Origin of the sequence: Streptomyces sp. NPDC004065, from assembly GCF_044903565.1 — a bacterium.
GTDB lineage: Bacteria > Actinomycetota > Actinomycetes > Streptomycetales > Streptomycetaceae > Streptomyces.
In genome coordinates, this window is the sequence record NZ_JBJDQT010000002.1 from 491,862 (window position 1) to 516,385 (window position 24,524).

A 24,524-nucleotide genomic window follows, 5' to 3' on the forward strand; every position below is an offset into this window, starting at 1 on the left:
CGGCGGGGGCGTCCGTGACGGCGGGGGCGTCCCCGGGCCGCGCGCCCCCGAGGGGCCGCGGTCCGCCGGGCGGCCTGTGCCGCGGGTTCATCGGGCCTCCGGGGCGAAGCGGTCGGGCCGGAACGGCCCGAGGTCGAGGTCGGGCCGTTTCCCGGTGAGCACCTGGGCGATCAGATGGCCGGTGCCGGTGGCCAGGCCGATGCCCGCGCCCTCGTGGCCGCAGGCGTGGTGCAGGCCGGGCAGCCGGGGGTCCGGTCCGACGGCGGGCAGGTGGTCGGGCAGGTACGGCCGGAAGCCCGCGTACGTCCGCAGGGCCCGCACACCCGCGAGGAACGGGAACAGCCGTACCGCGCCCGCCGCCAGCGCCCGCACCGCGGGCAGGGACAACGAGCGGTCGAAGCCGACGCGTTCGCGGCTCGCGCCGATCAGCAGCGGACCGGCGGGGGTGCCCTCGACCACCGGGGAGGTGCGCAGCGCGGCCGAGTCGGCGGCGACGTCGGCGACGTAGTCGGCCGCGTAGACCTTGTGCCGGACGCGCGGCGGGCACGGCTCGGTGACGAGCACGAAGCCGCGCCGGGGCAGCACGGGCAGGTGCACCCCGGCGAGCGCGGCCAGTTCGCCGCCCCAGGTGCCGGCCGCGTTGACGACCGCCGCGGCGCGCAGCTCGTCCCGGTCGGTGCGCACCCCGCACACCGCGCCGTCCGGGCCGCGCAGCACCTCCGTCACCGTGCGGCCGGTGAGCAGCCGGGCCGGGGCGGCCCTGAGCAGGTGGGCGGCGGCCAGCGCGGGCATCACCTGGGCGTCCTGCGGATAGCGCACGCCGCCCGCGAGGCCGGGGGCGAGATACGGCTCCAGGTCGGTGAGGCGGTCGGCGGGGACCGGCACCGCGTCCACTCCGGCGGCGCGCTGGGCGGCGGCGAACCGCTCCAGCCCGGCCAGTTGCTCCGCGGTGGCGGCGACGACCAGGCCGCCCTTCGCCTCGTACTCGATCGCCGGGCCCAGTTCGCGGGCGAGTTCCCGCCACAGCCGCAGGGAGAGCCTCGCCAGGCCCAGTTCGGGTCCGGGTTCCTTGTCGGAGACGAGGAGGTTGCCCTCCCCCGCCCCGGTCGTCCCGCCGGCCACCGGACCGCGGTCCACCACGACCACGTCCAGGCCCGCCCGGGAGGCGTACAGCGCACACGCGGCGCCCACCACACCGGCGCCGACGACCACGACATCGCAGGTCAGCGACTCGCTCACGCCAGTACTATGTCACATACCACAGTCGCTGGGAACAGGTCCGGCGGGGTCCGTCCGCTCGGCGCGCACGCCGACGGGAGCTGTCCGCTGGGCGCACACGTCGCCGGCTCACACGCTCACACCCGGCTGCCGGACGCCGTGTCGGCCGACAGCCGCTGGGCGACGTAGATCGGGACCACGGAGAGCAGGACGAGCACGGCGGCCACGACGTTGACCACCGGTGCCTGCTGGGGCCGGGTCATGTTCTCGAAGATCCAGATGGGCAGGGTCTGCACGCCGGGTCCCGCGGTGAAGGTGGTCACCACGATCTCGTCGAAGGACAGCGCGAAGGCGAGCAGACCGCCCGCGAACAGGGCGGAGCGCACCAGCGGGAAGGTGATGTCGGCGAAGGCGCGGAAGCTGTGCGCGCCGAGGTCGGCCGCCGCCTCCTCGTACGACCCGGAGGTGCGGCGCAGCCGGGCCGCCACGTTGTTGAACACCACGACGATGCAGAAGGTGGCGTGTCCGACGACCACGGTGAACAGGCCCAGGCCGACGCCCAGCGGCTCGAGCACCGCGGAGAAGGCGGAGTTGAGGGCGATGCCGGTGACGATGCCGGGCAGTGCGATGGGCAGGACCACCACGAAGGAGATCGTGTCGCGGCCGAAGAAGCGGTGCCGGGCCACGGCGAAGGCGATCAGCGTGCCGAGGACGAGGGCGACGGCGGTGGCGCCGAGGCCCGCCTTCACCGACACCCACAGCGCGCCGCGGGCTCCGGCGTTGTCCCAGGCCACCGACCACCAGTGCAGGGTGAGTCCGGGCGGCGGCCAGCTCGCGCTGCGGTCGGGGTTGAGGGAGTTGACGAGGACCAGCAGGAGCGGGACGTAGATCACCGCGAAGCCGAGGGCGGCGGCGACGCGCAGCGCGATGCGCGTGCCACGGGAGAGCTGCATGACGGGAACACCCCTTGGAAGGACTGCCAGGGACTGCCGGGGACAGCCGGGGACAACCGCGTCACCCGGTCGCCCGGTCGCCGGATCGCCGTGTCACCGGGTCGCCGGATCGGCGGACGGGTCACCGGGACCGTGGTCACAGGCTGCTGAGGGCGCCGGTGCGGCGCATCGCCAGCAGGTAGAGCACGATGACGGCGACGGGGACGGTGCCGAGCGCGGCGGCCATGGGCAGGTTGAGTTCGATGTTGGAGTAGACGAGGTTGCCGATCAGCTGCGTCTTGCCGCCGACGATCTGCACGGTGATGTAGTCGCCGAGGCTGAGCGAGAAGGTGAACACCGAGCCCGCGGCGACGGACGGCAGCACCATGGGCAGCACGACCGTGCGGAAGGTCCGCCCCGGGCGGGCGCCGAGGTCGGCGGAGGCGTCGAGCAGATTGGCCGGCAGCTGCTCCAGCGCGGTGTGGATGGGCAGGATCATGTACGGCAGCCACAGATACGTCAGGGTGAGCACGGCGGCCGGCAGGCCGAACCCGGGTCCGGCGAGCCCGAGCGGCCTGAGCATCCAGTCGGCGAGCCCGCCCTCGGACAGGATGAGCCGCCAGGCGTACACCTTGACGAGGTAACTCGCCCACAGCGGCGTGAGGATGGCGACCACGAGCAGCGGGCGCCACCGGGGACGGGCGACGCGCGCGGTGTAGAAGGCCAGCGGGAAGGCGATCACCGCGCACAGCGCGGTGACGGCCAGCGCCACGCCGATGCTGCGCCAGATCACCTGCCGGTAGACGGCGGTGGTCAGCAGCGCGCGGAAGTTGTCGGCCGACCAGACCCTGACGACCTCGGAGGTGAAGGAGTCGGTCGTCCAGAACGCGGAGACGAACAGCGCCGTCAGGGAGCCGAGATAGAGCACGGTCAGCCACAGCAGCGGGGCCGTGAGCAGCAGGGAGAGCCGCAGCCGGGGCCGGCGGTGCAGCGTCCCGGCCAGCCGCCGGAGCGCCCTTTCCGAGCGGGTTCCGGCGGCCTGCGCGGTGACGGTCATGGTTCAGCCCTTGATCTCGGTCCAGGCCTGCACCCACTTGGCGTACGGCACGCACTTGACGTCCGTGCGGCCGTCCAGGCACTGCTGGATGGGGGTGTTCCAGAAGGCGACGCGCTTCCAGTAGGCCGTGTCGGCGGCGTGGTAGGTGGTGCAGAAGTTCTTGTCACTGGTCTGCTCGCAGGCCCGTGCGTTGGCGGGCGCCTCGCCGAAGTACTCGGCGACCTGCGCGTTGACCTTCGGGGAGACGATCCAGTCCAGCCACTTGTAGGCGCACGTGGGGTGCTTGGCCTTGGCCGAGACCATCCAGGTGTCGGACCAGCCGGTCGAGCCCTCCTTGGGGAGGAACGCCTTGACCGGGGCGCCCTCGGAGGCGGCCAGGCTGGCGATGACCTGCCAGGTGGTGCCGACCACGGAGTCGCCGCTCTTGAAGGCGGAGACCTCCTTGAGGTAGTCGCCCCAGTACTCGCCGACGTCGGCGTTCTGCTTCTTCAGCAGGGCGACGGCGGCGTCGAACTGCTTCTGGTCCAGCGCGTAGGGGTCCTTGATCTTCAGCTCGGGCCGGGTCGCCTTGAGGTAGAGGGCCGCGTCGGCGATGTAGATCGGCGAGTCGTACGCGGTGACGTGGCCCTTGTAGCGGGAGGCGTCGTCGAAGACCGCGGACCAGGAGGTGGGCGCGGGCCGCACCTTGCGCGTGTTGTACATCAGCAGGTTGGCGCCGCGGCCGTGCGGGATGCCGTAGGCCTTGCCCTTGACGGAGTTCCAGGCCTGCATCTTCAGATCCGGGAAGATGTCCTTGTAGTTGGGCACCAGGGCGGTGTTGACCGGGGCCGCGTCGCCGGAGGCGATCAGGCGCAGGGAGGCGTCGCCGGAGGCGGACACGGCGTCGTACTGGCCGGTCTTCATCAGCTTGACCATCTCGTCGGAGCTGGCGGCGACCTTGGAGTGGACCTGGCACCCGGTCCGCTTCTCGAAGTCGCTCACCCAGTCCACCTTGGGGTCGTTGGAGCCGTCCTCGACATAGCCGGCCCATGCGATCAGGTTGACCTGTCCCTCGGCCGGGCCGAGCTTCGACGGCGCCTTGAGATCGGGCGGGTTGAGGCCGCCGCCCGGGGAGCCGCTCGGCGAGCCGGAGGATCCGCAGGCGGTGGCGGCGAGCAGCAGCGCGGCGGTGACGGCCGCGGTCCGCAGGGTTCGGGTCAGGCGCACGACGTTCTCCTGGGAGGGTGAAAGGGGGCGTGGTGCTCAGCGAGGGGCGTGGTGCTCAGCGAGGGGCGTGGTGCTCAGTGGGAGGGGGCGTGGTGCTCAGCGGGCGTCGGGGATCGCGACGGCGTGCCGGCGGTGCCAGGCCAGACGGACCCGGGTGCCGCGCAGTGCGGCGACGTCCTCGGCGGACGTCTCCAGGTTCTGCTGGAGGGCGGTCAGGCGTCCGCCGGCGTCCAGGTCGACCAGGAAGCGGGTCGCGTCGCCCAGGTAGACGACCTCGGCGACGGTGCCGGTGGCCGACACGTGTTCGGGCTCGTCGGCGCTCGCGGACTCCTTGAGCACCCGGATCTTCTCCGGGCGCACGCTGTGGGTGCCAGGGGTGCCGAGGACGCGCTGGGCCGCCTCGCCCCGGAGCAGGTTGGAGGTGCCGACGAAGGAGGCGACGAACGGGGTCGCGGGGCGCTCGTAGATCTCGGCCGGGACGCCGACCTGTTCGGCGCGCCCCTGGTGGAAGACGGCGATGCGGTCGCTCATCGTCAGGGCCTCCTCCTGGTCGTGGGTGACCAGGACGAAGGTGATGCCGACCTCCCGCTGCAGCGCCTTGAGTTCGACCTGCATCTGCTCGCGCAGCTTGAGGTCGAGGGCGCCGAGGGGTTCGTCGAGCAGCAGCACCCGGGGCCTGCCGACGAGGGCGCGGGCGAGGGCGACGCGCTGGCGCTGACCGCCGGAGAGCTCGGACGGGCGGCGCTTGCCGTAGCCCTCCAGGCGCACCTCGGCGAGTGCCTTGCGGGCGCGGACCAGCCGCTCCGCCCGGGGAACCCGGCGCACCTTCAGGCCGTAGGCGACGTTCTGCTCGACGGTCATGTGCGGGAAGAGGGCGTAGTCCTGGAACACCGTGTGGACGTCCCGCTCGAAGGGGGCGAGCCGGGTGACGTCCTTTCCGGCGAGTTCGACGCGGCCCGCGGTGGGGGTCTCGAAGCCGGCGATCATGCGGAGCACCGTGGTCTTGCCCGAGCCGGACGGGCCGAGCATGGAGAAGAACTCCCCGTCCCGGATCTCCAGGTCGAGCCCGGCCACCGCGGTCGTCTCCCCGAACGTCTTGCGAAGGCCCTGGAGCCGGATCGCGCTTCCCTCCATGCGGGAACCTTTCTGGCGCTTTCGAACGTTGCAGGGAAACATATGAAGTCATAGTTCAAAGCTCAAGACCACCCGATGGCAAAACTTGGGTCAACTGGCAAGGTGGTGGCCGTGGAACAGCGACACATCGACACAGGTGCCGGGGCCGCGGGCGGCTGGGGCGCCACCGGCGCGGACGGTACGCGTACGCCGGGCGCGAGGGCGGGCGGCAGGGGCGGGAGCGCGGGCGGTACGGGCGGTACGGGCACGCGTGCGCGCGGTACGGGCACGAGCACGCGCGGTACGGGCGTGACCGGCGCGAACGGGACCGGGGCGGGTGGGACCGGGGCGGGTGGGAGCGGCGTGAACAGCACCAGGGCGGGCGGGGCCGACGCCCGGGCGAGCGGGGCGCACGTGGCCGTGTTCGCGCCGGTGGACAGCCGGGCCCGGGTGGACGCCGTGGTGCGCAGGATCGGCGACGCCATAGAGCTCGGGCTGCTCTCCGACGGGGAGCAGTTGCCGGGCGAGAGCGAGCTGGCCGGCCGGCTCGGCGTGTCCACGGTGACCCTGCGGGAGGCGCTGATGGCGCTGCGCCAGCAGGGGCTGGTCACCACCCGGCGCGGACGCGGCGGCGGCAGCTTCGTCTCGCTGCCCGAGGCGCCCGCCGAGGAGCGGCTGCGCACCCGCCTGCGCGACTGGAGCAGCGAGGAGCTGCGCGACCTCGGCGACCACTGGGCCGCGCTGTCGGGCGCGGCGGCCCGGCTCGCGGCCGACCGCACGGAACCGGACGACCTGGGGCAACTGCGGCGCACCGTGGCCGAGCTGTCCCGGGCACCGGATGCGGGGGCGCGCAGCAGGGTGTACGGCAGGTTCCACGTGGAGCTGGCGGCGGCGGCGCAGTCGGCCCGGCTCACCCGGGAGCAGGTGGCGCTCCAGACCGAGGTCGGGGCGCTGCTGTGCCTGGTGTTGGGCGACGACGAATATCGTGAAGAAGCCGCAGATCGTCATCGTGCCGTGATCCGCGCCGTGCAGGATGGGGCCCCTGATTCGGCCCGTACCCTGGCCGAGCGGTGCGTCCAGGAGTCGGCGGCGCGGCTCATCGCCCTGCGGCTGACCCTGTAGGGGCCCACAGGGGGCCCGGTCCGCACCGTGCCCGGCCCCGTCCGCTGGAGGACGCCATGAGCACGAGTCCGGCAGTCGTCGGCCCGCCGGCCGCGTCCGCTGCGACGGCCGGCGAGGAGCGCGTCGCCGCACGGGTGGGCCACGCCCTGGAGGCGGTGTTCGAGTCGGTCGCCCAGACCCGTGCCGACACGGCCGCCCTGCTGACGCGGGTGGCCGCCGAGGGGCGCCGGCCGGCCAGCGCCGACCTCGCCGCACTGCGTCCGGGGCTGCATCTGCGGCTGCGGCGGGAGGCCTTGGTCTCCGGCGTCGGTTTCGTCGCCGCGCCAGGCCTGCTGGGCGACGTACCGGCGTGGCTGGAGTGGTGGCAGAGCACCGCCGAGGGCGACGTGCGGCCGCTGCTGCTCGACCTGGACCCGCGGCAGTCGGCGTACTCGGACTACACCCACTGGGACTGGTTCGCGCTGCCCCGGGACACCGGGCGGCGGGCCGTGGCCGGGCCCTACGTGGACTACCTCTGCTCCGACGAGTACAGCCTCACCCTGTCCGCGCCGGTGGAGGTGGCGGGGCGGTTCGCGGGGGTGGCCGCGGCCGACGTGTACCTGCGGCACTTCGAGGCGGCGGTCCTGCCGCTGCTGCGGGAACTGCCCGCTCCCGCACACCTGGTGAACGCGCGGGGACGGGTGGCGGCCTCGGCCGACCCGGCGCACCTGGCCGGCTCCCTCACCCGCGGTCCGGACTTCGCGGCCGTGCTGGACCGGGCCGGCGTGCGCACGGTGGGCGCGAGACGGCTGGTGCCGTGCCGGGGTGTGCCGCTCGTCCTGGTGGTGGGAGAGGGATGAGACGGCCCCGCGGCCGGCCGGGGACGGCCGCAGGCGCGGTGGCCGTACGCGCAGTGGCCGTACGCGCCGTGGCCGGTTCCGCACGGCCGGCGCGCGAACGCGGGGGCGGGTCCGGCGGCCCGGTACGGCGCCGCGAGCCGAGGACCGCCGGAGGCGGGCGCTCCGGCCCGGTACGGGGCTACGGCCTGAGGACCGCCGGGAGTGCGCCCTGCGGCCCGGTACGGCGCCGCGAGCCGAGGACCGCCGGAAGCGGGCGCTCCGGCCCGGTACGGGGCTGCGGGCGGAGGACCGCCGGGAGCGCGCCCTGCGGCCCGGTACGGCGCCGCGAGCCGAGGACCGCCGGAAGCGGACGCTGCGGCCCGGTACGGGGCTGCGGGCGGAGGACCGCCGGAAGCGGCGGGCCCGGCGCCGTCGGCGACCTGAACGCCGACGGTGCCGGGTCACGCCTCCGGGGCCGGGACCACGCTGAGGTGCCCGGAGACGCGGCGCGCCCGCCGCGGACGGCGCGCTTCCGCCGTGTGGCGACGCGCGTCACGCAGGACCAGAGTCAGGCGGGTGTAGCCCAGCTCCCGCAGGGTCGCGGGCGTCTCCTCGACGATCCGGCAGTCGGTGGCGCCCCAGCGCGGGTCGGGGTGCAGCAGCGGACGTACCGCGCCGTCGGGCTCGGCGGCGGACTCGCCGACCGCGCGGATCCAGTGCGGCAGGCCGTGCCGGTAGGCGGCCTCCATGATGGGGTCCTGGGCGATGTCCCGGCGGATCGCCTGCAGGCCGCGGTCGTGCCCGCAGCGCTCCACGGTGGCCGCGAACTGCGCGAGCATCGGCAGGCACCAGCGCGACTCGTGCTCGCCGAGGACCGTGGCCGCCTCCGGGTGGAACAGCACGAAGCGCAGGAAGTTGTCGGCCGGCATGGCCGTCGGATGGGGGCCCACGCCACCGAACAGGGCGGCGAAGGCGCTGTTGGTCAGAACCACGTCCCACCGGTGGTCGACGACGAGCGAGGGAAAGGGGACGGCCTGGAGCAGCGTGGCGTAGTCGCGCAGATAGGCCTGCGCCTCGTCACTGACGGGGGCTGCGGGCGGCGCCGACCGCTGCCCTCCTGCTCGAAATGCCATCGGGAGGTCACCCCTTATGCCTCTGCGGCCTTCACGCGGCGCCTTGATCCTGCTGCTCAGCAAGTGCCCATGTCAACTATCGTGGCATTTCATGCCGGTTCACGGCCGAAATTGGCCACAGTTGTGGCGAGACCTGGATGTGAGTTCGAACCACCCGCTACTCTCCGGGAAGTTCACGGCGCCCCGCCTTGTGAGAAGTCTGTGAGAGACGTAGGAGATCTGTCGGTGACCGATGGCATCGAGGGTCCGGACACCACGGCGCCGGCCGTGCTGCCGGCCGTCGTCGCACGCGTCACCGCGCTCGCCGACCGGCTCGGCGTACCCCACGCGGAGGTCTTCGACACCGGACGGCTGTCGGTCGCCTGCGGTGTGCCGGAGCCCGTGGTCCGGGCCCTGCTGAGCGGCCGGCCCGCGGGCGAGCCCGATGTGCAGGCGCGCTTCCTGCAGCGGCTGGACCTGCTGCGCCGTACCCGCCTCAAGCCGAACGGGCGGCGCTACACCCAGCAGGAGATCGCCGACGGCGCGGGCATGTCGCGGCAGCAGGCGGGTGCCCTGATCAACGGCGACCGGCGTCCCACCATGGAGCACTGCGACGCCATCCAGCGGTTCTTCCGGGTGCACGCCGGCTTCCTCACCGCCGAGGACCCCGAGGCGCTCGCGGGCGCCCTGCAACGCACCGAGCAGGAACTGCTGCAACGTCTCGCCGACCGCGAGCGCGAGGCGGCCGCGGCCGCCGACGACCCGCTGGAGCGGCTGCTCCAGGACCACGGGGTGCGCGGAATCGCCTGGCGGGCCGCGCAGTTGCCCACCGACCAGCACCGCGACAAGGTCGCCGAGTGGCTGGACATGCTACTGGAGAGCGTCAAGCGGCCCGAGACGTGATGCTGGGGAGAGGTGTGAGCATCGACAGGGACATGCGCCGACTGTGCGGCGAACTGGTGGGCGAGCTGACGCTGCCGGCACCGGCCCGGCCCGCCGACCTGTACGCCGCGCTGTGCGACGCCATGAGCAGGCGCCGCGGACGGCCGGTCCGCTACCGTACGGCGCCGTTCCCGCCCGGGACCGCCAGCGGGCTCTGGCTCGACATGGCCGACCAGGATCTGGTCCTGGTCGAGGAACGCACCGCGCCCGACCACCAGTTGGTGATCCTCGGCCACGAGCTGTGGCACATGAAGGCCGGGCACTGCAGTCACCACGTCGACGAGGTGGGGGTCGCCACGCGCCTGCTGGACGACGCCGCCGACCTGCCCGCGGCCGTCCGCCACGTGGCCGCCCGCAGCCGCTTCGACCAGGCGGAGGAGGAGCAGGCCGAGCGGTTCGGACTGTTACTGGCCAGCAAGTGCCGTACCTGGCTGGCGGGTTCCTCGCTGCGGGCGCCGGTCCAGCGCAACCGGCTGGCGGGACGGATCGAGGCCTCGCTGGGCTACCTGGGCGGCCGCGCGGAGGGGGACACCTCGCCCAGGGGCCGCTCGTAGCGATCACCGGACGGCCCTTTCCCGCCGAGTGACCGCTCCTTCCCGCCGAGCGGGGGAACGGGGGCGGAGCACGGCGGATTGTCAGTGGTGGGCGGCAAGCTGGACGGTGCGCCACCGCTGGGCGGAGGCGCGTGTGCGCCGCCCGGACGCCCGGGCGCGTGACCGAGACGCCGAAACCGGGGAGAGCGATCCATGCCGACCGCCGTACTGACCGACCGCGAACGGACCGCCGTCCAGGCCTATCTGCGACTGCTGCACACGGTGCGCGCCGCCTTCGACAGCCCGGCGGGCCCGGGCCGCGCCCCGCTGGTCCCGCCCGCCGTCCTCGCCGAGGCGGAACAGGCCCTGAGCCGGGCCGGCCTCGCGGGCAACGAGGAGGCCTTCTTCGAGCTGCTGCGCCACGCGGGCGGCCGGCCATGACGGCGGACCGCCGGGCCGGACGCCCGCCGCCGGCCGCGCCGCCGTCCTGACCCTGGCACGGCACGGCACCGCCTCCACCCCTACGGCCCCTACGCCCCTACGCCCCTACGCCCTGGCGTACCGTCACATGTGCGGCACCGTCACGGCGGTGGCCAGCAGGTCGTCCGTGGCGGTCCACCGGCCCTCGAAGTGGGTGAGGCGGTGGCCGTCCACCAGGGGGCCGGGGACCAGCAGGGCGGCTCGGAGACGGCCGTGCCGCGGTGTGCCGGGACCGGGAGCCGGGTGGAGTTCGATGTCGGCCTCCGCGAAGTCCAGCCACCGGCCGGTCAGCGGGAACCAGGCCTTGTAGACGGACTCCTTGGCGCTGAACAGCAGCCGGTCCCAGTGCACGTCGGGCCGTCGTGCGGCGAGGCGGGCGAGCCGTTGCGCCTCGGCGGGCAGGGCGACGGCGTCCAGGACGCCGTCCGGGAGCGGGGCGTGCGGTTCGGCGTCGATGCCGAGCGAGGCCAGGTCGGCCACGCGGACCAGGGCGGCGGCGCGGTAGCCGTCGCAGTGGGTCATGCTGCCGGTCAGGCCCCGCGGCCAGCGGGGCGCGCCCCGGTCGCCGGGCAGCACGGCCTGCGGCGGGACGCCGAGCTTCGCCATGGCCCGGCGGGCACAGGCCCGTACGGCGGCGAACTCCCGGCGGCGTTTGGCGACCGCCCGCGCCACGACGACTTCCTCCTCCGGATGCAGCGGAGCGCGGTCGGTCCCGTCGTCGCCGTGACTCTCCACGACCACCACCGAGTCCGGCAGCAGTTCCCCGATCACCCGGTCACGTCCTCGGCCGGCAGGACGCGGCGCAGCCGGCCCGGCGGTTCCGGTCGTTTGCTCCACTCGCGGGGGTAGCCCACGGACACCTCCTCGAAACGGACGCCGTCGTGCCGGGTGGTGCGGGGGATGTGCAGATGGCCGTAGACCACGGCGGCCGCCCGGAACCTGCGGTGCCAGTCGCCGGTCAGCCGGGTGCCGCACCACATGGCGAACTCCGGGTACCACAGGACGTCCGTGGGGTGCCGGTGCAGCGGATAGTGGTTGACGAGCACCGTCGGCAGGTCCTCCGGCAGCGCGGCGAGGCGCTCGGCCGTCCGCCCGACCCGGGCCCGGCACCACGCCTCGCGGCTCGGGTAGGGGTCGGGGTGCAGCAGGTACTCGTCGTTGCAGACGACGCCGGTGCGGCGGGCGTGGGCGAGGCCCTCGTCCTTGGTGGTGCTGCCGGCCGGCAGGAAGGAGTAGTCGTAGAGCAGGAACAGCGGTGCCACGGCCACCGGGCCGCCGGGTCCCTCCCAGAGCGGGTAGGGGTCCTCGGGCGTGGTCACGCCCAGTTCGCGGCACATCTCCACGAGGTGCTCGTAGCGTGCGACGCCGCGCAGCGTGACGGTGTCCCGCGGGTGGGTCCACAGTTCGTGGTTGCCGGGGACCCAGACGACCTTGCCGAAGCGGCCCGCCAGCGTCTTCAGCGCCCAGCGGATGTCGGCCACCGTCTCCGCGACGTCCCCGGCCACCAGCAGCCAGTCCCCGTCCGAGTCCGGTGCCATCCGCTCCACCAGGGCGCGGTTCTCGCCGTAGCCGACGTGCAGGTCGCTGACGGCCAGCAGCTGCCCGGATCCCCCGGCCGCGGTCACCTCTCGTCCCCTGTCGCGTGCACGATCACCACAAGAGCACACCCGGCCGGACGGGGGCAAGGGCGCCCCGCCCGGCGGGCCGCCGCGCGCGCCGCACATCCGTAACCGGCGCGTTGCACGCCGGGGGCGGGACCAGTCGTATGATCGGCCCGACACCACCGACCAACTCCCTCTCGTGCAGGGCGGTTCGGTGTCCCTTCCTCCCCTCCGGCCGGGCACGGCCCGCTTCGCCCTGCCCGCGCACCCCGAAAGGCGGCCTGCATGGTCTCTCGCGTACGCGTCTGGCTCAACCGCACGTACGCGGAGAACGTGTTCTTCATGGATCAGCTGCGCGGGAACCCCGCCGGCCGCGCGGTCGAGATCCACGCCACGCACGGCGACCCCGACTCCCCCGTGCTCGCCGCCGCCGACACCGCCGAGCTGGAGCCCGAGGACCTGTCCCCGGCGGGCTACGTCGAGTACGCGCTGGACCAGTGCCGGCGGCGCGGCATCGACGTGTTCGTGCCCCGGCTGCACCAGGCCGCGATCGTGGCGCACCGGGCGGAGTTCGCCGCCGCGGGCACGGCGCTGCTGGCGCCGACCCCGCAGGCGGTGGCGGTCTTCGAGGACAAGGCGACGGCCTACGAGGCGGTCCGGTCGATCGGGGTGCCGGTGCCGCCGTGGTGGCGGGTGCGCACCGCGGGCGAACTGCTCGCCGCGGTGGAGGAGCTGGAGGCGGCCGGGCAGCGGGCGTGCTTCAAACCGGCGTCCGGCGCGGGCGGGGCGGGCTTCCGTGTCCTCACCCGGGACCCGTTCTCCCTCGCGCAGCTGAGCGGCTTCCCCGGCCCGTACGTGCCCCTGGACCTGGTCCTCGGGGCGCTGGAGCGGGCGGACGGCCCGGTCGACTGGCTGGTGATGCCGCGCCTGGACCAGCCGGAGGTCTCGGTCGACTGCCTGACCGGCCCGGACAACCGGATCCGGCTCGCGGTGGGCCGGGTCAAGAACGGCCGGCGGCGCGGTTTCACCCTGCACGAGCAGTGGCTGGAACCGGCCCGCCGGATCGCGGAGGGCTTCGGGCTGCACCACCTGTCCAACATCCAGTTCCGGCTGTACGGCGGGCGGCCGGTGCTGCTGGACGTCAACACCCGTCCGGCGGGCGGGCTGCACCAGCTGGCGCAGTGCGGGATCAACGTTCCGTGGGCGGCGGTCCGGCTGGCGCTGGGCGAGGACCCCGGAGAGATCACGCCGCCGTTCCTCGGCCAGGACTACACGGTGGTGGCCGGGCCGCGCCCGCTGCGTCCGGTCTCGCTGCCGCGGCAGCGGACGCGGCGCGGCGGCCCCCTCCTGCCGGCCGTGCCCGCGCCCGCCACGGCACCCACGGCGGCACCCCCCACCGCACACGCCACACCCACCACACCCGCCTCAGCACCGAACGCGGCACCGAACGCGGCACCCCCGGGCGACGTGCCGTCCGGGACCAACCCGCGGACGATCACACCCGCCTGACCGCGGCGCCGGGAGCCCCAACCCGCCCCCGGTTCAGACCAATTGCGGCGCCATCCCTTGACACCGCGATTGGTCCATACCAACTTGGTTGCGCACTCTCCGCACGGGCACCGGTTCCGGCCGTGCCCCTGCCTGCCCTGCCTGCCCTCCCGAACACCCCCACTCCTTCAGGGAGATCGCGTGCGCGACACACTCAGACGTCCCAGACGCCGGCTCCTCGCCCTGCTCGGCTCCGCGGCCCTGGCCTTCGCCGGAGCCATCGCCCTCCCCGGCACGGCCCACGCGGCCAACGTCCTGTCCAACCCCGGCTTCGAGTCGGGCGGCCTGTCCCCCTGGACCTGCACCGGGAACCTCGGCTCCGTCGTCTCCTCCCCCGTGCACGGCGGGTCCCGGGCCCTCGCGGGCGCGGTGACCTCGAGCGACAACGCCCAGTGCAGCCAGACGGTCGCGGTCCAGCCCAACACGACGTACAAGCTCACCGGCTGGGTGCGCGGCTCCTACGTCTACCTCGGCGTGAACGGCGGCGCCTCCACGTGGACGACGTCCCCGTCGGCCTACAGCCAGCTGTCGGTGTCCTTCACCACCGGCGCCTCGCAGACCAGCGCCACCATCTACGTGCACGGCTGGTACGCCCAGGGCACCTACAACGCCGACGACATCAGCCTGGACGGCCCCGGCGGCGGTGGCGGCTCGGACACCCAGGCGCCCAGCGCGCCGACCGGGCTGACCTCCACCGGCAAGACGTCGTCCAGCGTGTCGCTGAGGTGGAACGCCTCGACGGACAACGTGGGCGTGACGGCGTACGACATCTACAGCGGCTCCAGCCGGGTGCTCAGCGTCTCCGGGACCAGCGCGACGGTCAGCGGCCTGTCCCCCAGCACGAGTTACACCTTCACCGTGAAGGCCCGGGACGCGGCCGGGAACGTGTCGGGCGCCTCGAACTCCGTCGGCGTCACCACGGACGCCGGCACCGGCGGCGGCACCGGCTTCAAGCAGGCGGCCCCCTATCTGTTCGAGGGCTGGGGCGACCCGCCGAGCCCGTCCACCGTGATGAGCGCGACCGGAATCAAGTGGTTCACGATGGCGTTCGTGCTCGACTCCGGCGGCTGCAACCCCGCCTGGGACGGCAGCCGTCCGCTGACCGGCGGGGCCGACCAGAGCGCGATCAACCAGATCCGCTCGGCGGGCGGTGACGTCGTACCGTCCTTCGGCGGCTGGCAGGGCAGCAAGCTCGGCGCCAACTGCTCCTCCGCGAGCGCGCTCGCCGGGGCCCTGCAGAAGGTGATCGACGCCTACGGCCTGAAGGCGATCGACATGGACGTCGAGAACACGGACGAGTTCGAGAACGAGGCCGTCCAGGCGAAGATCCTCACCGCGCTGAAGACCGTCAAGGCCAACAACCCGGGCCTGAGGACGATCGTCACCTTCGGCACCTCGACCACCGGCCCGACCTACTACGGCAACCGGCTGATCGAGCAGGCCAAGTCGCTGGACGCCGGCATCGACGTCTTCACCATCATGCCGTTCGACTTCGGCGGCGGCTCCGACATGTACGGCAACACCGTGAACGCGGCCGAGGGGCTGAAGGCCAAGCTGAAGTCCACCTTCGGGTGGGACGACGCCACCGCCTACTCCCACATCGGCATCTCCGGCATGAACGGCCTGTCCGACCAGCAGGAGAACACCACCCCGGCGATCTGGACCCAGATCCGGGACTGGGCCAACGGCCACCACATCGCGCGGCTCGCGTTCTGGGCGGTCAACCGCGACCGGCCCTGCCCCGGCGGCGGCGTGGTGAGCAACTGCTCCGGCATCAGCCAGAGCAACTGGCAGTTCACCTCCATCACGGCCGGCTTCACCGGCTGATCCACCGGGCACCGCCCTTGGCGTCCCCCCGGTCCGGTCGCCCGGACCGGGGGGACGCGGACGTCCCCGTGGGCTCCCCCGCTCCCCTGCGCCCCTTCCCCGTCCGGATTTTTTTCCTCCGGGGGTGTATCAGGGGCCGCGCCGCCGGCTCTCAAGAGTGGAATCGGGGGACGCCGGGGGATCACGGGGGCGGGGGAACGGGGGAACGGGGGCCGGGGGAGCACGGGGGAACGGGGGCCACGGGGGAGCACGGGGGAACGGGGGCCACGGGGGAGCACGGGGGCAGGGGCGGCCGGTCGCGTACGGGGGCGCGACCGGCCGCCCCCTCGACGTGCCGGTCGTCGTCGCACCCGGGTCCCGGGCGTTCAGGACAGGTACGCGAGCCCCGGGTGCACCCGGAGGTAGCCCTCGACCAGCCGGCGGGCCACGGCGACCGAGTCCACGAGCGGATGCAGCGCGAACGCCTTCACCGCCGCCGCACGCGAGCCCGAGCGGGCCGCCGCGAGCACCTCGCGCTCCACGGCCTTCACCGCGCAGACCAGACCCGTGGCGTGACCGGGCAGGGGGTCCACCGACACCGGGTGCGCCCCGTTCGCGTCGACCAGGCAGGGGACCTCGACGACCGCCTCGTCGTCCAGCACCGAAAGGGTGCCGCGGTTGCGGACGTTGAGGATGAGCGTGGTGCGCTCGTCGCGGGCGATGGCCCGCATCAGGGCCAGGGCCACCTTCTCGTACCCGCCGGACAGGTCCTCGGCCTCGCGCTCCCCGGCGCCGGCCGACTCGCGGTTCTCGGCCATGTACGTGGCCTCGCGCTCGGCGCGGGTGCGTTCCCACGCCTCGAGCGCACGGGCCCCCGGGTCGGCGAGTTCCTCGTAGAACCGCGCCTGCTGGTCGCGCAGGAAGGCGCCGCGGGTCTGCCGGGCCTGCCGGTAGGCCCGCACGGCCTCGCGGTTGAAGTAGTAGTAGTGCAGGTACTCGTTGGGGATCGCGCCCAGCGAGCGCAGCCAGTCGGCGCCGAAGAGCCGGCCCTCCTCGAAGGAGCCGAGCAGCACCGGGTCGGCGAGCAGCCGCGGCAGCAGGTCCCGGCCGGCGACGTGCAGCCCGCGCACCCAGCCCAGGTGGTTGAGGCCCACGTAGTCGATCCAGGCCCGCTCCGGAGGGACCCCGAGCACACGGGCGACGCGCCGGCCGAGGCCGACCGGCGAGTCGCAGATGCCGATGACCCGGTCGCCCAGGTGGCGGGACATGGCCTCGGTGACCAGTCCGGCCGGATTGGTGAAGTTGATGACCCAGGCGTCGGGAGCGAGCCGTGCCACCCGGCGCGCGATGCCGACGGCGACCGGCACGGTCCGCAGACCGTAGGCGATGCCGCCGGCGCCGACCGTCTCCTGTCCGAGGACGCCCTCCGCGAGCGCCACCCGCTCGTCGTCGGCGCGCCCCTGGAGGCCGCCGACCCGGATGGCGGAGAAGACGAAGTCGGCGCCGCGCAGCGCCTCGTCCAGGTCGGTGGTGGCGGTCACCCGGGGCGCGTCGGGCGACCCGGAGGCGGCGGCCTGCTCGGCCAGCACCCGGGCCACCGCGGACAGCCGCCCGCCGTCGACGTCGTGCAGTACGACCTCGGTGACCCGGCCCTCGGCCCGGTCCGCCAGCAGTGCCCCGTACACGAGCGGCACCCGGAACCCGCCGCCGCCCACCATCGTCAGCCTCACGCCTGCACCCTTCCCGTCGCCGGGCCACCACGGCGCCCACGCCTCCCGTGCGGCGGGGGCGCCCCGGTGGCCGCCGACGCGTACGTCGTCAGCGGGGACCAGTCTGCTCGACCGGAGGCCCGGGCGGCCCGCCGACCGGGCCGGGGGCCGGCGGACAACACGGAAAACTCTCCCTTCATCAGCTGAACTCCCGTACGCCGCAAGGACTTTCTTTGTTTTAACTCTTGACGGCAGCGCGGCCCGGGAGCACATTGGCGGCGCACCACCGCGTGAGAGCGCTCTCAGAAATGACGCCGGCGCCCTCGAGCGGGCGCACCCGCGCACCACTCCCCGTACAACCGAGAGGTACCCCCCATGAGTGAAACCTCCGGCACCGTCACCGGCACGCCCGCCGGTCCGCCCGGCGGCACCCGCCGCAGACGGCGTTCCCCGCGCCGGATGCTGGTCGCCGCACTCGGCACGCTCGGTCTCGCGGCCGCGGCCGCCACCTCCGTCACCCTCCCCGCCAACGCCTCCGCGCCCACGCCCCCCTCGGGCTGGACCCAGGTCTTCGCCGACGACTTCGACGGCCCCGCGGGCACCGGCGTCAACACCGCCAACTGGCAGTACGACCTCGGCACCTCGTATCCGGGCGGGCCCGCCAACTGGGGCACCGGCGAGGTCGAGTCGATGACCTCGAGCACCAGCAACGTCTCCCTGGACGGCAACGGCAACCTGCAGATCACGCCGCGCCGGGACGCCTCCGGCCACTGGACCTCCGGCCGCATCGAGACCAACCGCACCGACTTCCAGCCCCCGGCGGGCGGCAAGCTGCGCGTCCAGGCCCGCATCCAGATGCCGAACGTCACCGGCGCCGCCGCCAAGGGCTACTGGCCCGCCTTCTGGATGCTCGGCGCGCCCTACCGCGGCAACTACCAGAACTGGCCGGGCGTCGGCGAGCTGGACATCATGGAGAACGTGCAGGGCCTGAACACCGAGTGGGCCACGATGCACTGCGGCACCAGCCCGAACGGCCCCTGCAACGAGACCTCCGGCATCGGCGGCTCTACGTCCTGTAGCGGCGCCACCTGCCAGGCGGGCTTCCACACCTACGCGTTGGAGTGGGACAAGTCCACCAGCCCCGAGGAGATCCGCTTCTACCTCGACGGCGTCAACTTCCACACGGTCAGGGCCAACCAGGTCGACGCGACGACCTGGGCCAACGCCACCAACCACGGCTACTTCCTCATCCTGAACGTGGCGATGGGCGGCGGCTTCCCCGACGCGTTCGGCGGCGGCCCCGACGGCGGCACCGAGCCGGGCCACCCGATGGTCGTGGACTACGTGCAGGTGCTGCAGTCCGGCGGTGGCGGTGGTGGCGGCGGAGACCCCACCACTCCCCCGCCCACCGGCAACCGCGACGCCTACAGCGCCATCCAGGCCGAGTCCCACGACGGCCAGAGCGGCACCATCACCGAGTCCACCACGGACAGCGGCGGCGGCCAGAACATCGGCGCGATCGGCAACGGCGACTGGGCCCTCTACAAGGGCGTCAACTTCGGTTCCAGCCCGGCCGGTCAGTTCTACGCCCGGGTCGCCAGCGGGGCACCGGGCGGCGTCAGCGGACTGGTCGAGGTGCGCCTGGACAGCCGTGGCAACGCCCCCGTCGGCAGCTTCGCGGTGGGCAACACCGGCGGCTGGCAGTCGTGGCGGACGGTCCCGGCCAACATGTCCGCGGTGACCGGCACCCACGACGTCTACCTCACCTTCACCAGCGGCCAGCCCGCGGACTTCGTGAACGTCAACTGGTTCGACTTCGGCCACTGACCGCCGTACACCCGGCGGCGTCCGGTCCGCGGACAGCCACCCCCCACAGAGAGGGGCCCCACGCACACGCGCGGGGCCCCTCTCGCACGCCGTCGCCCGCGGGCACCCCTCGCCCTCACGCGCACCGTCGCGCGCTCGCGCCCCGCCCGCACCCCCGCCCGCTCGCGCGCCGCCCGCGCGCTCAGCAGCGCAGCTCCCCCCGGAACGCCACCGGGGTGTGCCCCGTGTGCAGCTGGAAGAACTTGGAGAAGTTCGCCGCGTCCGGGAAGCCGACCGCCGCGCCCACCCGGCCGATCGGCAGGTCGGTGTGGGCGAGCAGCCGCTTGGCCTCCAGCACGACGCGCTTGTCGATGAAGCCCTTCGGCGTCTCGCCGGTCGCCGCGCGGACCGCGCGGACCAGGGTGCGGCGGGAGTAGCCGAGGGCGTCGGCGTAGGCGGTGACGCTGTGATTGGTGGTGAAGCCCTGCTCGACCGCGTCGCGGAACAGCGTGAACGTGGTGCCGGCCGGACCGTGCACCGCCTCGGCGGAACGCGCGGCGAGATGGGCGAGGCGCAGCAGGAAGGCGGTGAGCGTGTGCCGCAGCACCGCCGTGTGCAGGCCGAGCGGCAGGGTCTCGGTGTCCTCGTACTCGCGCCGCAGCTGGGCGAGCGCGGCGGTCAGCGCGGCGCGCTGCGCCCGGTCGGGGCGGAGCAGGGGCGGCAGGTCGTAGCGGTACAGGCCGGCGGCCTCCACGGTGGCGCGGGGCAGGAAGCCGGGCTGCATGGTCAGCACGGTTCCGCGGTACTCGCTGGTCTCGGAGAAGCGGTGGACCTGTCCCGGGCGGACCCACAGCACGTCGCCGGCCGCCGCCTCGTACTCGGCGAAGTCGACCATGTGCCGCACGGGGCCGGCGCGGAAGAACATGACCACGTGGAAGTCGATGCGGTGGACGCGATGCAGCGGAGCCTCGGCGCGCCAGGCCGGGTCGGTGCCCATGGGGCCCACCCGCAGCCCGACGCCGCGCAGGCTGAGGTCGACCGGGAAGGGGAAGGTCCTGATCCCCGCACGGTCCCGGCCGTCGTCCCGGGTGCCCGCGTCCGCCGTACGCCGCCGGGCCGCACCCACCCCCGGCGGCTCGTCCCCGGTGCCCGTGTCCGCCATCCGCCCCTCGCGCCCGCCCCGGCCGCCGCCGGGCGGCCCGTGTGTCCCACTTTCACCACAGGCTGACACACGCAGACCTTCCGGCCAAAAAGTCTGACTTTTAAGTTCGAACCCGTTCGCCGCGCGCGCATGATCCGAACGCGACAAGGAAGATGATCACTGTGACCGAACCGACCGCGACCGCCGGAGCCCTGGGACCCCTGTCCGAGGTGGCCGGGCTCGTGGCGAACCGGTACGTCGTGGGCGTGACCACCAACCCGTCGGTCTTCCAGGCCGCCATCGGCTCGGGCGAGGGGTACCAGGAGCAGCTCGCCGATCTCGCGGTGCGCGGCGTCACGGTCGAGGAGGCCGTGCGCATGATGACCACCGCCGACGCCCGGGCGACGGTGGCCGAGGCCCGGCAGCGGCTGACCCTGCCGGGCACCGCCGAGGCCCTGGCGCTCAAGGGCCGGGCCGCCCTGGCGAACGCCCGGCTCGCCTACGCGGCCTACGAGCAGGCGTTCGGGTCCATGGACGGTTCGACCCCGCCGGGCGGGCGTTTCGGCGCCCTGGAGCGGGACGGCGCGAACCGGCAGCGCCCCCTGTGGGCCTCCACCGGGGTGAAGGATCCGGCCTACAAGGACACCCTGTATGTGGAGGACCTGGTGGCGCCCGGCACGGTGAACACCATGCCGGAGGCGACGCTGAACGCCACCGCCGACCACGGCACGGTCACCGGTGGCACGGTGACCGGCGGCTACGACCGGGCCCGTACGGACCTGGCCGCCGTCGCCCGGCTGGGGATCTCCTACGACGAGGTCGTGCGCCGGCTCGAGGAGGAGGGCGTCGCGAAGTTCGAGGCGGCCTGGCAGGAGCTGCTGGACGCGGTCACGAAGTCCCTGGACAGCAAGGGAGTTGACGCGGAATGAGCAAGAAGCCCGCCGATCCGGCGGTACGGCGCGAGCGGACGGGGCAGAGCCCGCCCCCCGGCGCCGCCGCCCGGTCCGAGGAGCCGAGCCCGAAGGCCATGCAGTCCACCGCACCGGCCCCGGAGGCCACCGCACCCGCCCCGGAGGCCACCGCACCCGCCCCGGAGGCCACCGCACCCACCTCGGAGGCCACCGCGCAGTCCGGCCCGCCGACGTCCGGATCGACGGACGCGGGCGCGCCGGGCGCGGGTAGCTCGAGCACGGGTGCCCCCGACGCGGGTAGCCCGAGCGCAGGTGCGCCGGGCACGGGCGGCCCGAGCACAGGTGCGCCGGGGGCCGGGAAGCCGGCGGCCGGGAAGCCTGGGAGCGGGGGCGCGAAGTCCGGTGTGCGCCTCCCCGTCGCGCCCGCCGCCGGCTGGGTGAACCCCCTGCGCGACAGCCGGGACCGCCGGCTGCCCAGGATCGCGGGCCCCTCCGGGCTCGTGATCTTCGGCGTCACCGGCGACCTGTCCCGCAAGAAGCTGATGCCGGCCGTGTACGACCTCGCCAACCGGGGTCTGCTGCCGCCGGGCTTCTCCCTGGTCGGGTTCGCCCGGCGCGACTGGGAGGACCAGGACTTCGCGGAGGTGGTGCACGAGGCGGTCAAGGAGCACGCGCGCACCCCGTTCCGCGAAGAGGTCTGGCAGCAGCTCGCCGAGGGCATGCGGTTCGTCCCCGGCGACTTCGACGACGACACGGCGTTCAAGCAGCTGCGCGCGGCCGTCGACGAGCTGGACACCTCCCGCGGCACGGGCGGCAACTTCGCCTTCTACCTCTCCGTACCGCCGAGGTTCTTCCCCAAGGTCGTCCAGCAGCTGAAGAAGCACGGCCTGGCGGAGGGCCCCCAGGGCTCCTGGCGCCGGGCGGTCATCGAGAAGCCGTTCGGCCACGACCTGGCCAGCGCCCGGGAGCTGAACCGGATCGTGCACGGCGTGTTCGATCCGGAGCAGGTCTTCCGCATCGACCACTACCTGGGCAAGGAGACGGTCCAGAACATCCTGGCGCTGCGGTTCGCCAACCAGATGTACGAGCCGATCTGGAACCGGTCCTTCGTGGACCATGTGCAGATCACCATGGCCGAGGACATCGGCATCGGCGGCCGGGCCGGCTACTACGACGGCATCGGCGCCGCCCGCGACGTCATCCAGAACCACCTGCTCCAGCTGATGGCCCTCACCGCCATGGAGGAGCCGATCGCCTTCGACGCCGAGGCCCTGCTCACCGAGAAGCTGAAGGTGCTCAAGTCGGTGCGGCTGCCGGAGGACCTGAGCGCCCACACCGTGCGCGGCCAGTACGCCGAGGGCTGGCAGGGCGGCGAGAAGGTCCCCGGCTACCTCCAGGAGGAGGGGATAGACCCCGGCTCCAGGACCGACACCTACGCCGCGGTGAAGCTGCAGATCGACAACCGCCGCTGGGCGGGCGTCCCGTTCTATCTGCGCACCGGCAAGCGGCTGGGCCGCCGGGTCACCGAGATCGCGGTGGTGTTCATGCGGGCCCCGCACTCCCCCTTCGACTCCACGGCGACCGAGGAGCTGGGCGAGAACGCCATCGTGATCCGCGTCCAGCCGGACGAGGGCATGACGGTCCGCTTCGGCTCCAAGGTGCCGGGCACCTCCATGGAGATCCGGGACGTGTCCATGGACTTCGCCTACGGCGAGTCCTTCACGGAGTCCAGCCCGGAGGCGTACGAGCGTCTCATCCTGGACGTGCTGCTCGGCGACGCCAACCTGTTCCCCCGTCACCAGGAAGTGGAAGAGTCCTGGAAGATCCTCGACCCGATCGAGGCCCACTGGGACGAGCACGGCAGGCCCGCGCAGTACCCCGCGGGGACATGGGGTCCGCGGGAGGCCGACGAGATGCTCGCACGAGACGGACGGAGCTGGCGCAGGCCATGAAGATCGACCTGACCGACACCACGGCAAGCAAGATCAACAAGGCGCTGGTACAGGGCCGCCGCACCATCGGCACACCGGCCGTGGGGATGGTCCTGACGATGGTGATCGTCACGGACGAGGAGAACGCCTACGACTCGATCAAGGCGGCCGAGGACGCCTCCCGCGAACACCCCTCGCGCACCCTGGTCGTGATCAAGCGGCACGCCCGGACCCTGCGCGACCGCACCCACTCCCGGCTGGACGCCGAGGTGCGGGTGGGGTCCGAGGCCGGCACCGGCGAGACGGTGGTGCTGCGCACCTACGGCGAGGTGTCGGACCACGCCGACTCCGTGGTGCTGCCGCTGCTGCTGCCGGACGCGCCGGTCGTCGTCTGGTGGCCGGTCGACGCCCCCGACAACCCCTCCGCCGACCCGCTGGGCGCACTGGCCCAGCGCAGGATCACCGACCTGTACGCGGTGGACCGCCCGCTGGAGGTGCTCGAGACCCGGGTCCGTCACTACGCGCCCGGCGACACCGACCTGGCCTGGACCCGGCTCACCCCCTGGCGTTCCATGCTGGCCGCGGCGCTGGACCAGGCCCGGGCGGACGTGACCGCCGCGGCCGTGGAGGCCGAGGCGGACAACCCCAGCGCGGAACTGCTGGCCCGCTGGCTCGAGGCCCGCCTCGGCGTGCGGGCCGACCGGGTGGTCACCGACGGGCCCGTCGTCACGGCGGTGCGGCTGGGCACCGAGGGCGGCGAGATCGTCATCGACCGGCCCGAGGGCCCGGTGGCCACGCTGACCCTGCCCGGCCAGCCCCCGCGCACCCTCGCCCTGAAGGTCCGTCCCCTGTCGGAGCTGATCGCCGAGGAGCTGCGCCGCCTCGACGCCGACGAGATGTACGCCGTCGCCCTGCGGGGCGACGACATCAAGGAGACCGTCTGACATGTCCGACACCCACAAGCCGTCCGACACCCCGACGCTCACCCGGCGTCCCGAGTGGACCGCGCTGGAGGACCACCGCGCCGAATGGCAGTCCCACCTGCGGGAGCTGTTCGCCGACGACCCCTCCCGCGCGGAGCGCTACACGGTGCGCGTGGGCGATCTGCGCATCGACTACTCCAAGCACCTGATCACCGACGAGACCCTGGCCCTGCTGCGGGAGCTGGCCGTGGCCACCGACGTGTTCGGGCTGCGGGACGCGATGTTCCGCGGGGAGCGGATCAACGTCACGGAGAACCGGGCGGTGCTGCACACCGCGCTGCGGGCGCCGCGGGAGGCGGTGATCGAGGTCGACGGCGAGAACGTCGTGCCCAAGGTGCACGAAGTCCTCGACCGGATGGCCGCGTTCGCCGAGCGGGTCCGCTCCGGGGAGTGGACCGGGCACACCGGCCGGCGCATCCGCAACGTCGTCAACGTCGGCATCGGCGGCTCCGACCTCGGCCCGGCCATGGCCTACGAGGTACTGCGCCCCTACACCGACCGGGATCTGACGGTCCGGTTCGTGTCCAACGTCGACGGCGCGGATCTGCACGAGGC

21 protein-coding genes and 1 pseudogene are annotated in these 24,524 nt (G+C 73.6%); 12 read left to right on the forward strand and 10 right to left on the reverse strand.

Going from position 1 to position 24,524, the window contains the following annotated elements; translation table 11 throughout:
* Positions 1–87: 87 nt before the first annotated feature.
* The 5 genes from ACI2LW_RS06110 to ACI2LW_RS06130 all read right to left on the reverse strand — a co-directional run bounded on the left by ACI2LW_RS06110 (position 88) and on the right by ACI2LW_RS06130 (position 5,547).
* Complete coding sequence (locus ACI2LW_RS06110; protein WP_404729925.1) at positions 88–1,239, reverse strand: NAD(P)/FAD-dependent oxidoreductase; 1,152 nt, start codon at positions 1,237–1,239, stop codon at positions 88–90.
* Positions 1,240–1,355: 116 nt separating this feature from the next.
* Positions 1,356–2,171 carry an ABC transporter permease gene (locus tag ACI2LW_RS06115; protein ID WP_404729926.1) on the reverse strand — a complete coding sequence of 272 codons (816 nt, stop codon included), beginning with the start codon at positions 2,169–2,171 and terminating at the stop codon, positions 1,356–1,358.
* A gap of 136 nt (positions 2,172–2,307) precedes the next feature.
* Positions 2,308–3,207 carry an ABC transporter permease gene (locus tag ACI2LW_RS06120; RefSeq protein ID WP_404729927.1) on the reverse strand — a complete coding sequence of 300 codons (900 nt, stop codon included), beginning with the start codon at positions 3,205–3,207 and terminating at the stop codon, positions 2,308–2,310.
* Between the two features lie 3 nt (positions 3,208–3,210).
* Positions 3,211–4,413 (reverse strand): ABC transporter substrate-binding protein, encoded by a 1,203-nt coding sequence (locus tag ACI2LW_RS06125; protein ID WP_404729928.1) that lies wholly within the window; start codon positions 4,411–4,413, stop codon positions 3,211–3,213.
* A 96-nt stretch (positions 4,414–4,509) separates the two neighbouring features.
* Complete coding sequence (locus ACI2LW_RS06130; protein ID WP_404729929.1) at positions 4,510–5,547, reverse strand: ABC transporter ATP-binding protein; 1,038 nt, start codon at positions 5,545–5,547, stop codon at positions 4,510–4,512.
* A gap of 342 nt (positions 5,548–5,889) precedes the next feature.
* Between ACI2LW_RS06130 and ACI2LW_RS06135 the strand changes: the two genes are divergently transcribed.
* Together ACI2LW_RS06135 and ACI2LW_RS06140 are read left to right on the forward strand one after the other, a co-directional pair.
* Entirely contained in the window at positions 5,890–6,648 is a 759-nt protein-coding gene (locus ACI2LW_RS06135; protein ID WP_404729930.1) for a FadR/GntR family transcriptional regulator, read from the forward strand.
* 56 nt (positions 6,649–6,704) lie between these two features.
* Positions 6,705–7,487, forward strand: coding sequence for a cache domain-containing protein (locus ACI2LW_RS06140; RefSeq protein ID WP_404729931.1), 783 nt, complete (start codon positions 6,705–6,707; stop codon positions 7,485–7,487).
* A 440-nt stretch (positions 7,488–7,927) separates the two neighbouring features.
* Here the strand turns inward: ACI2LW_RS06140 and ACI2LW_RS06145 are convergent, their stop codons facing one another.
* Positions 7,928–8,599 (reverse strand): hypothetical protein, encoded by a 672-nt coding sequence (locus ACI2LW_RS06145; protein ID WP_404729932.1) that lies wholly within the window; start codon positions 8,597–8,599, stop codon positions 7,928–7,930.
* Between the two features lie 225 nt (positions 8,600–8,824).
* On the opposite strand from ACI2LW_RS06145, the gene ACI2LW_RS06150 reads away from it, so the two are divergent.
* The 3 genes from ACI2LW_RS06150 (at position 8,825) to ACI2LW_RS06160 (ending at position 10,494) form a co-directional block, all read left to right on the forward strand.
* Positions 8,825–9,481, forward strand: a complete 657-nt coding sequence (locus tag ACI2LW_RS06150) for a helix-turn-helix domain-containing protein (protein WP_404729933.1) — start codon at positions 8,825–8,827, stop codon at positions 9,479–9,481.
* 32 nt (positions 9,482–9,513) lie between these two features.
* On the forward strand, positions 9,514–10,074 hold the full coding sequence (locus ACI2LW_RS06155) for a toxin-antitoxin system, toxin component (protein ID WP_404729977.1): 561 nt from the start codon (positions 9,514–9,516) through the stop codon (positions 10,072–10,074).
* 192 nt (positions 10,075–10,266) lie between these two features.
* Positions 10,267–10,494: a hypothetical protein gene (locus ACI2LW_RS06160; protein WP_404729934.1), complete on the forward strand. Its 228-nt coding sequence runs from the start codon at positions 10,267–10,269 to the stop codon at positions 10,492–10,494.
* Between the two features lie 123 nt (positions 10,495–10,617).
* Here ACI2LW_RS06160 and ACI2LW_RS06165 read toward each other — a convergent pair whose 3' ends face one another.
* On the reverse strand, positions 10,618–11,304 hold the full coding sequence (locus tag ACI2LW_RS06165) for a 4'-phosphopantetheinyl transferase (RefSeq protein WP_404729935.1): 687 nt from the start codon (positions 11,302–11,304) through the stop codon (positions 10,618–10,620).
* Positions 11,301–12,158, reverse strand: a complete 858-nt coding sequence (locus ACI2LW_RS06170) for a metallophosphoesterase family protein (protein WP_404729936.1) — start codon at positions 12,156–12,158, stop codon at positions 11,301–11,303. Before ACI2LW_RS06170 ends, ACI2LW_RS06165 begins: the two co-directional genes overlap by 4 nt.
* A 261-nt stretch (positions 12,159–12,419) precedes the next feature.
* On the opposite strand from ACI2LW_RS06170, the gene ACI2LW_RS06175 reads away from it, so the two are divergent.
* The gene (locus ACI2LW_RS06175) at positions 12,420–13,643 is read left to right on the forward strand and encodes an ATP-grasp domain-containing protein (RefSeq protein ID WP_404729937.1); all 1,224 of its coding nucleotides are present in this window, start codon (positions 12,420–12,422) and stop codon (positions 13,641–13,643) included.
* Between the two features lie 180 nt (positions 13,644–13,823).
* A complete protein-coding gene (locus ACI2LW_RS06180) occupies positions 13,824–15,509 on the forward strand; it encodes a carbohydrate binding domain-containing protein (RefSeq protein WP_404729938.1) in 1,686 nt (561 codons plus the stop codon).
* A gap of 365 nt (positions 15,510–15,874) precedes the next feature.
* Here ACI2LW_RS06180 and ACI2LW_RS06185 read toward each other — a convergent pair whose 3' ends face one another.
* Entirely contained in the window at positions 15,875–17,218 is a 1,344-nt protein-coding gene (locus tag ACI2LW_RS06185; RefSeq protein WP_404729939.1) for a 6-phospho-beta-glucosidase, read from the reverse strand.
* A 354-nt stretch (positions 17,219–17,572) separates the two neighbouring features.
* On the opposite strand from ACI2LW_RS06185, the gene ACI2LW_RS06190 reads away from it, so the two are divergent.
* Positions 17,573–19,024 (forward strand): glycoside hydrolase family 16 protein, encoded by a 1,452-nt coding sequence (locus ACI2LW_RS06190; protein ID WP_404729940.1) that lies wholly within the window; start codon positions 17,573–17,575, stop codon positions 19,022–19,024.
* Positions 19,025–19,205: 181 nt separating this feature from the next.
* Here the strand turns inward: ACI2LW_RS06190 and ACI2LW_RS06195 are convergent, their stop codons facing one another.
* Complete coding sequence (locus tag ACI2LW_RS06195) at positions 19,206–20,165, reverse strand: helix-turn-helix domain-containing protein (RefSeq protein ID WP_404729941.1); 960 nt, start codon at positions 20,163–20,165, stop codon at positions 19,206–19,208.
* 152 nt (positions 20,166–20,317) lie between these two features.
* Between ACI2LW_RS06195 and ACI2LW_RS06200 the strand changes: the two genes are divergently transcribed.
* The 4 genes and pseudogenes from ACI2LW_RS06200 to ACI2LW_RS06215 form a co-directional block, all read left to right on the forward strand.
* Positions 20,318–21,073, forward strand: a complete 756-nt coding sequence (locus ACI2LW_RS06200) for a transaldolase family protein (protein ID WP_404729942.1) — start codon at positions 20,318–20,320, stop codon at positions 21,071–21,073.
* Entirely contained in the window at positions 21,070–23,007 is a 1,938-nt protein-coding gene (zwf, locus tag ACI2LW_RS06205; protein WP_404729943.1) for a glucose-6-phosphate dehydrogenase, read from the forward strand. Before ACI2LW_RS06200 ends, zwf begins: the two co-directional genes overlap by 4 nt.
* Positions 23,004–23,930 carry a glucose-6-phosphate dehydrogenase assembly protein OpcA gene (gene opcA, locus ACI2LW_RS06210; protein ID WP_404729944.1) on the forward strand — a complete coding sequence of 309 codons (927 nt, stop codon included), beginning with the start codon at positions 23,004–23,006 and terminating at the stop codon, positions 23,928–23,930. Before zwf ends, opcA begins: the two co-directional genes overlap by 4 nt.
* A gap of 1 nt (position 23,931) precedes the next feature.
* A pseudogene (locus ACI2LW_RS06215) lies at positions 23,932–24,524 on the forward strand (glucose-6-phosphate isomerase); the annotation flags it as partial.

Coding starts and splice junctions, on each gene's coding strand:
- ACI2LW_RS06145 (WP_404729932.1), bottom strand. CDS start 8,599: ATGGCATTTCGAGCAGGAGGGCAGCGGTCGGCGCCGCCCGCAGCCCCC.
- ACI2LW_RS06160 (WP_404729934.1), top strand. CDS start 10,267: ATGCCGACCGCCGTACTGACCGACCGCGAACGGACCGCCGTCCAGGCC.
- ACI2LW_RS06175 (WP_404729937.1), top strand. CDS start 12,420: ATGGTCTCTCGCGTACGCGTCTGGCTCAACCGCACGTACGCGGAGAAC.
- ACI2LW_RS06130 (WP_404729929.1), bottom strand. CDS start 5,547: ATGGAGGGAAGCGCGATCCGGCTCCAGGGCCTTCGCAAGACGTTCGGG.
- ACI2LW_RS06190 (WP_404729940.1), top strand. CDS start 17,573: ATGAGTGAAACCTCCGGCACCGTCACCGGCACGCCCGCCGGTCCGCCC.
- ACI2LW_RS06155 (WP_404729977.1), top strand. CDS start 9,514: ATGCGCCGACTGTGCGGCGAACTGGTGGGCGAGCTGACGCTGCCGGCA.
- ACI2LW_RS06120 (WP_404729927.1), bottom strand. CDS start 3,207: ATGACCGTCACCGCGCAGGCCGCCGGAACCCGCTCGGAAAGGGCGCTC.
- ACI2LW_RS06140 (WP_404729931.1), top strand. CDS start 6,705: ATGAGCACGAGTCCGGCAGTCGTCGGCCCGCCGGCCGCGTCCGCTGCG.
- ACI2LW_RS06115 (WP_404729926.1), bottom strand. CDS start 2,171: ATGCAGCTCTCCCGTGGCACGCGCATCGCGCTGCGCGTCGCCGCCGCC.
- opcA (WP_404729944.1), top strand. CDS start 23,004: ATGAAGATCGACCTGACCGACACCACGGCAAGCAAGATCAACAAGGCG.
- ACI2LW_RS06195 (WP_404729941.1), bottom strand. CDS start 20,165: ATGGCGGACACGGGCACCGGGGACGAGCCGCCGGGGGTGGGTGCGGCC.
- ACI2LW_RS06200 (WP_404729942.1), top strand. CDS start 20,318: ATGATCACTGTGACCGAACCGACCGCGACCGCCGGAGCCCTGGGACCC.
- zwf (WP_404729943.1), top strand. CDS start 21,070: ATGAGCAAGAAGCCCGCCGATCCGGCGGTACGGCGCGAGCGGACGGGG.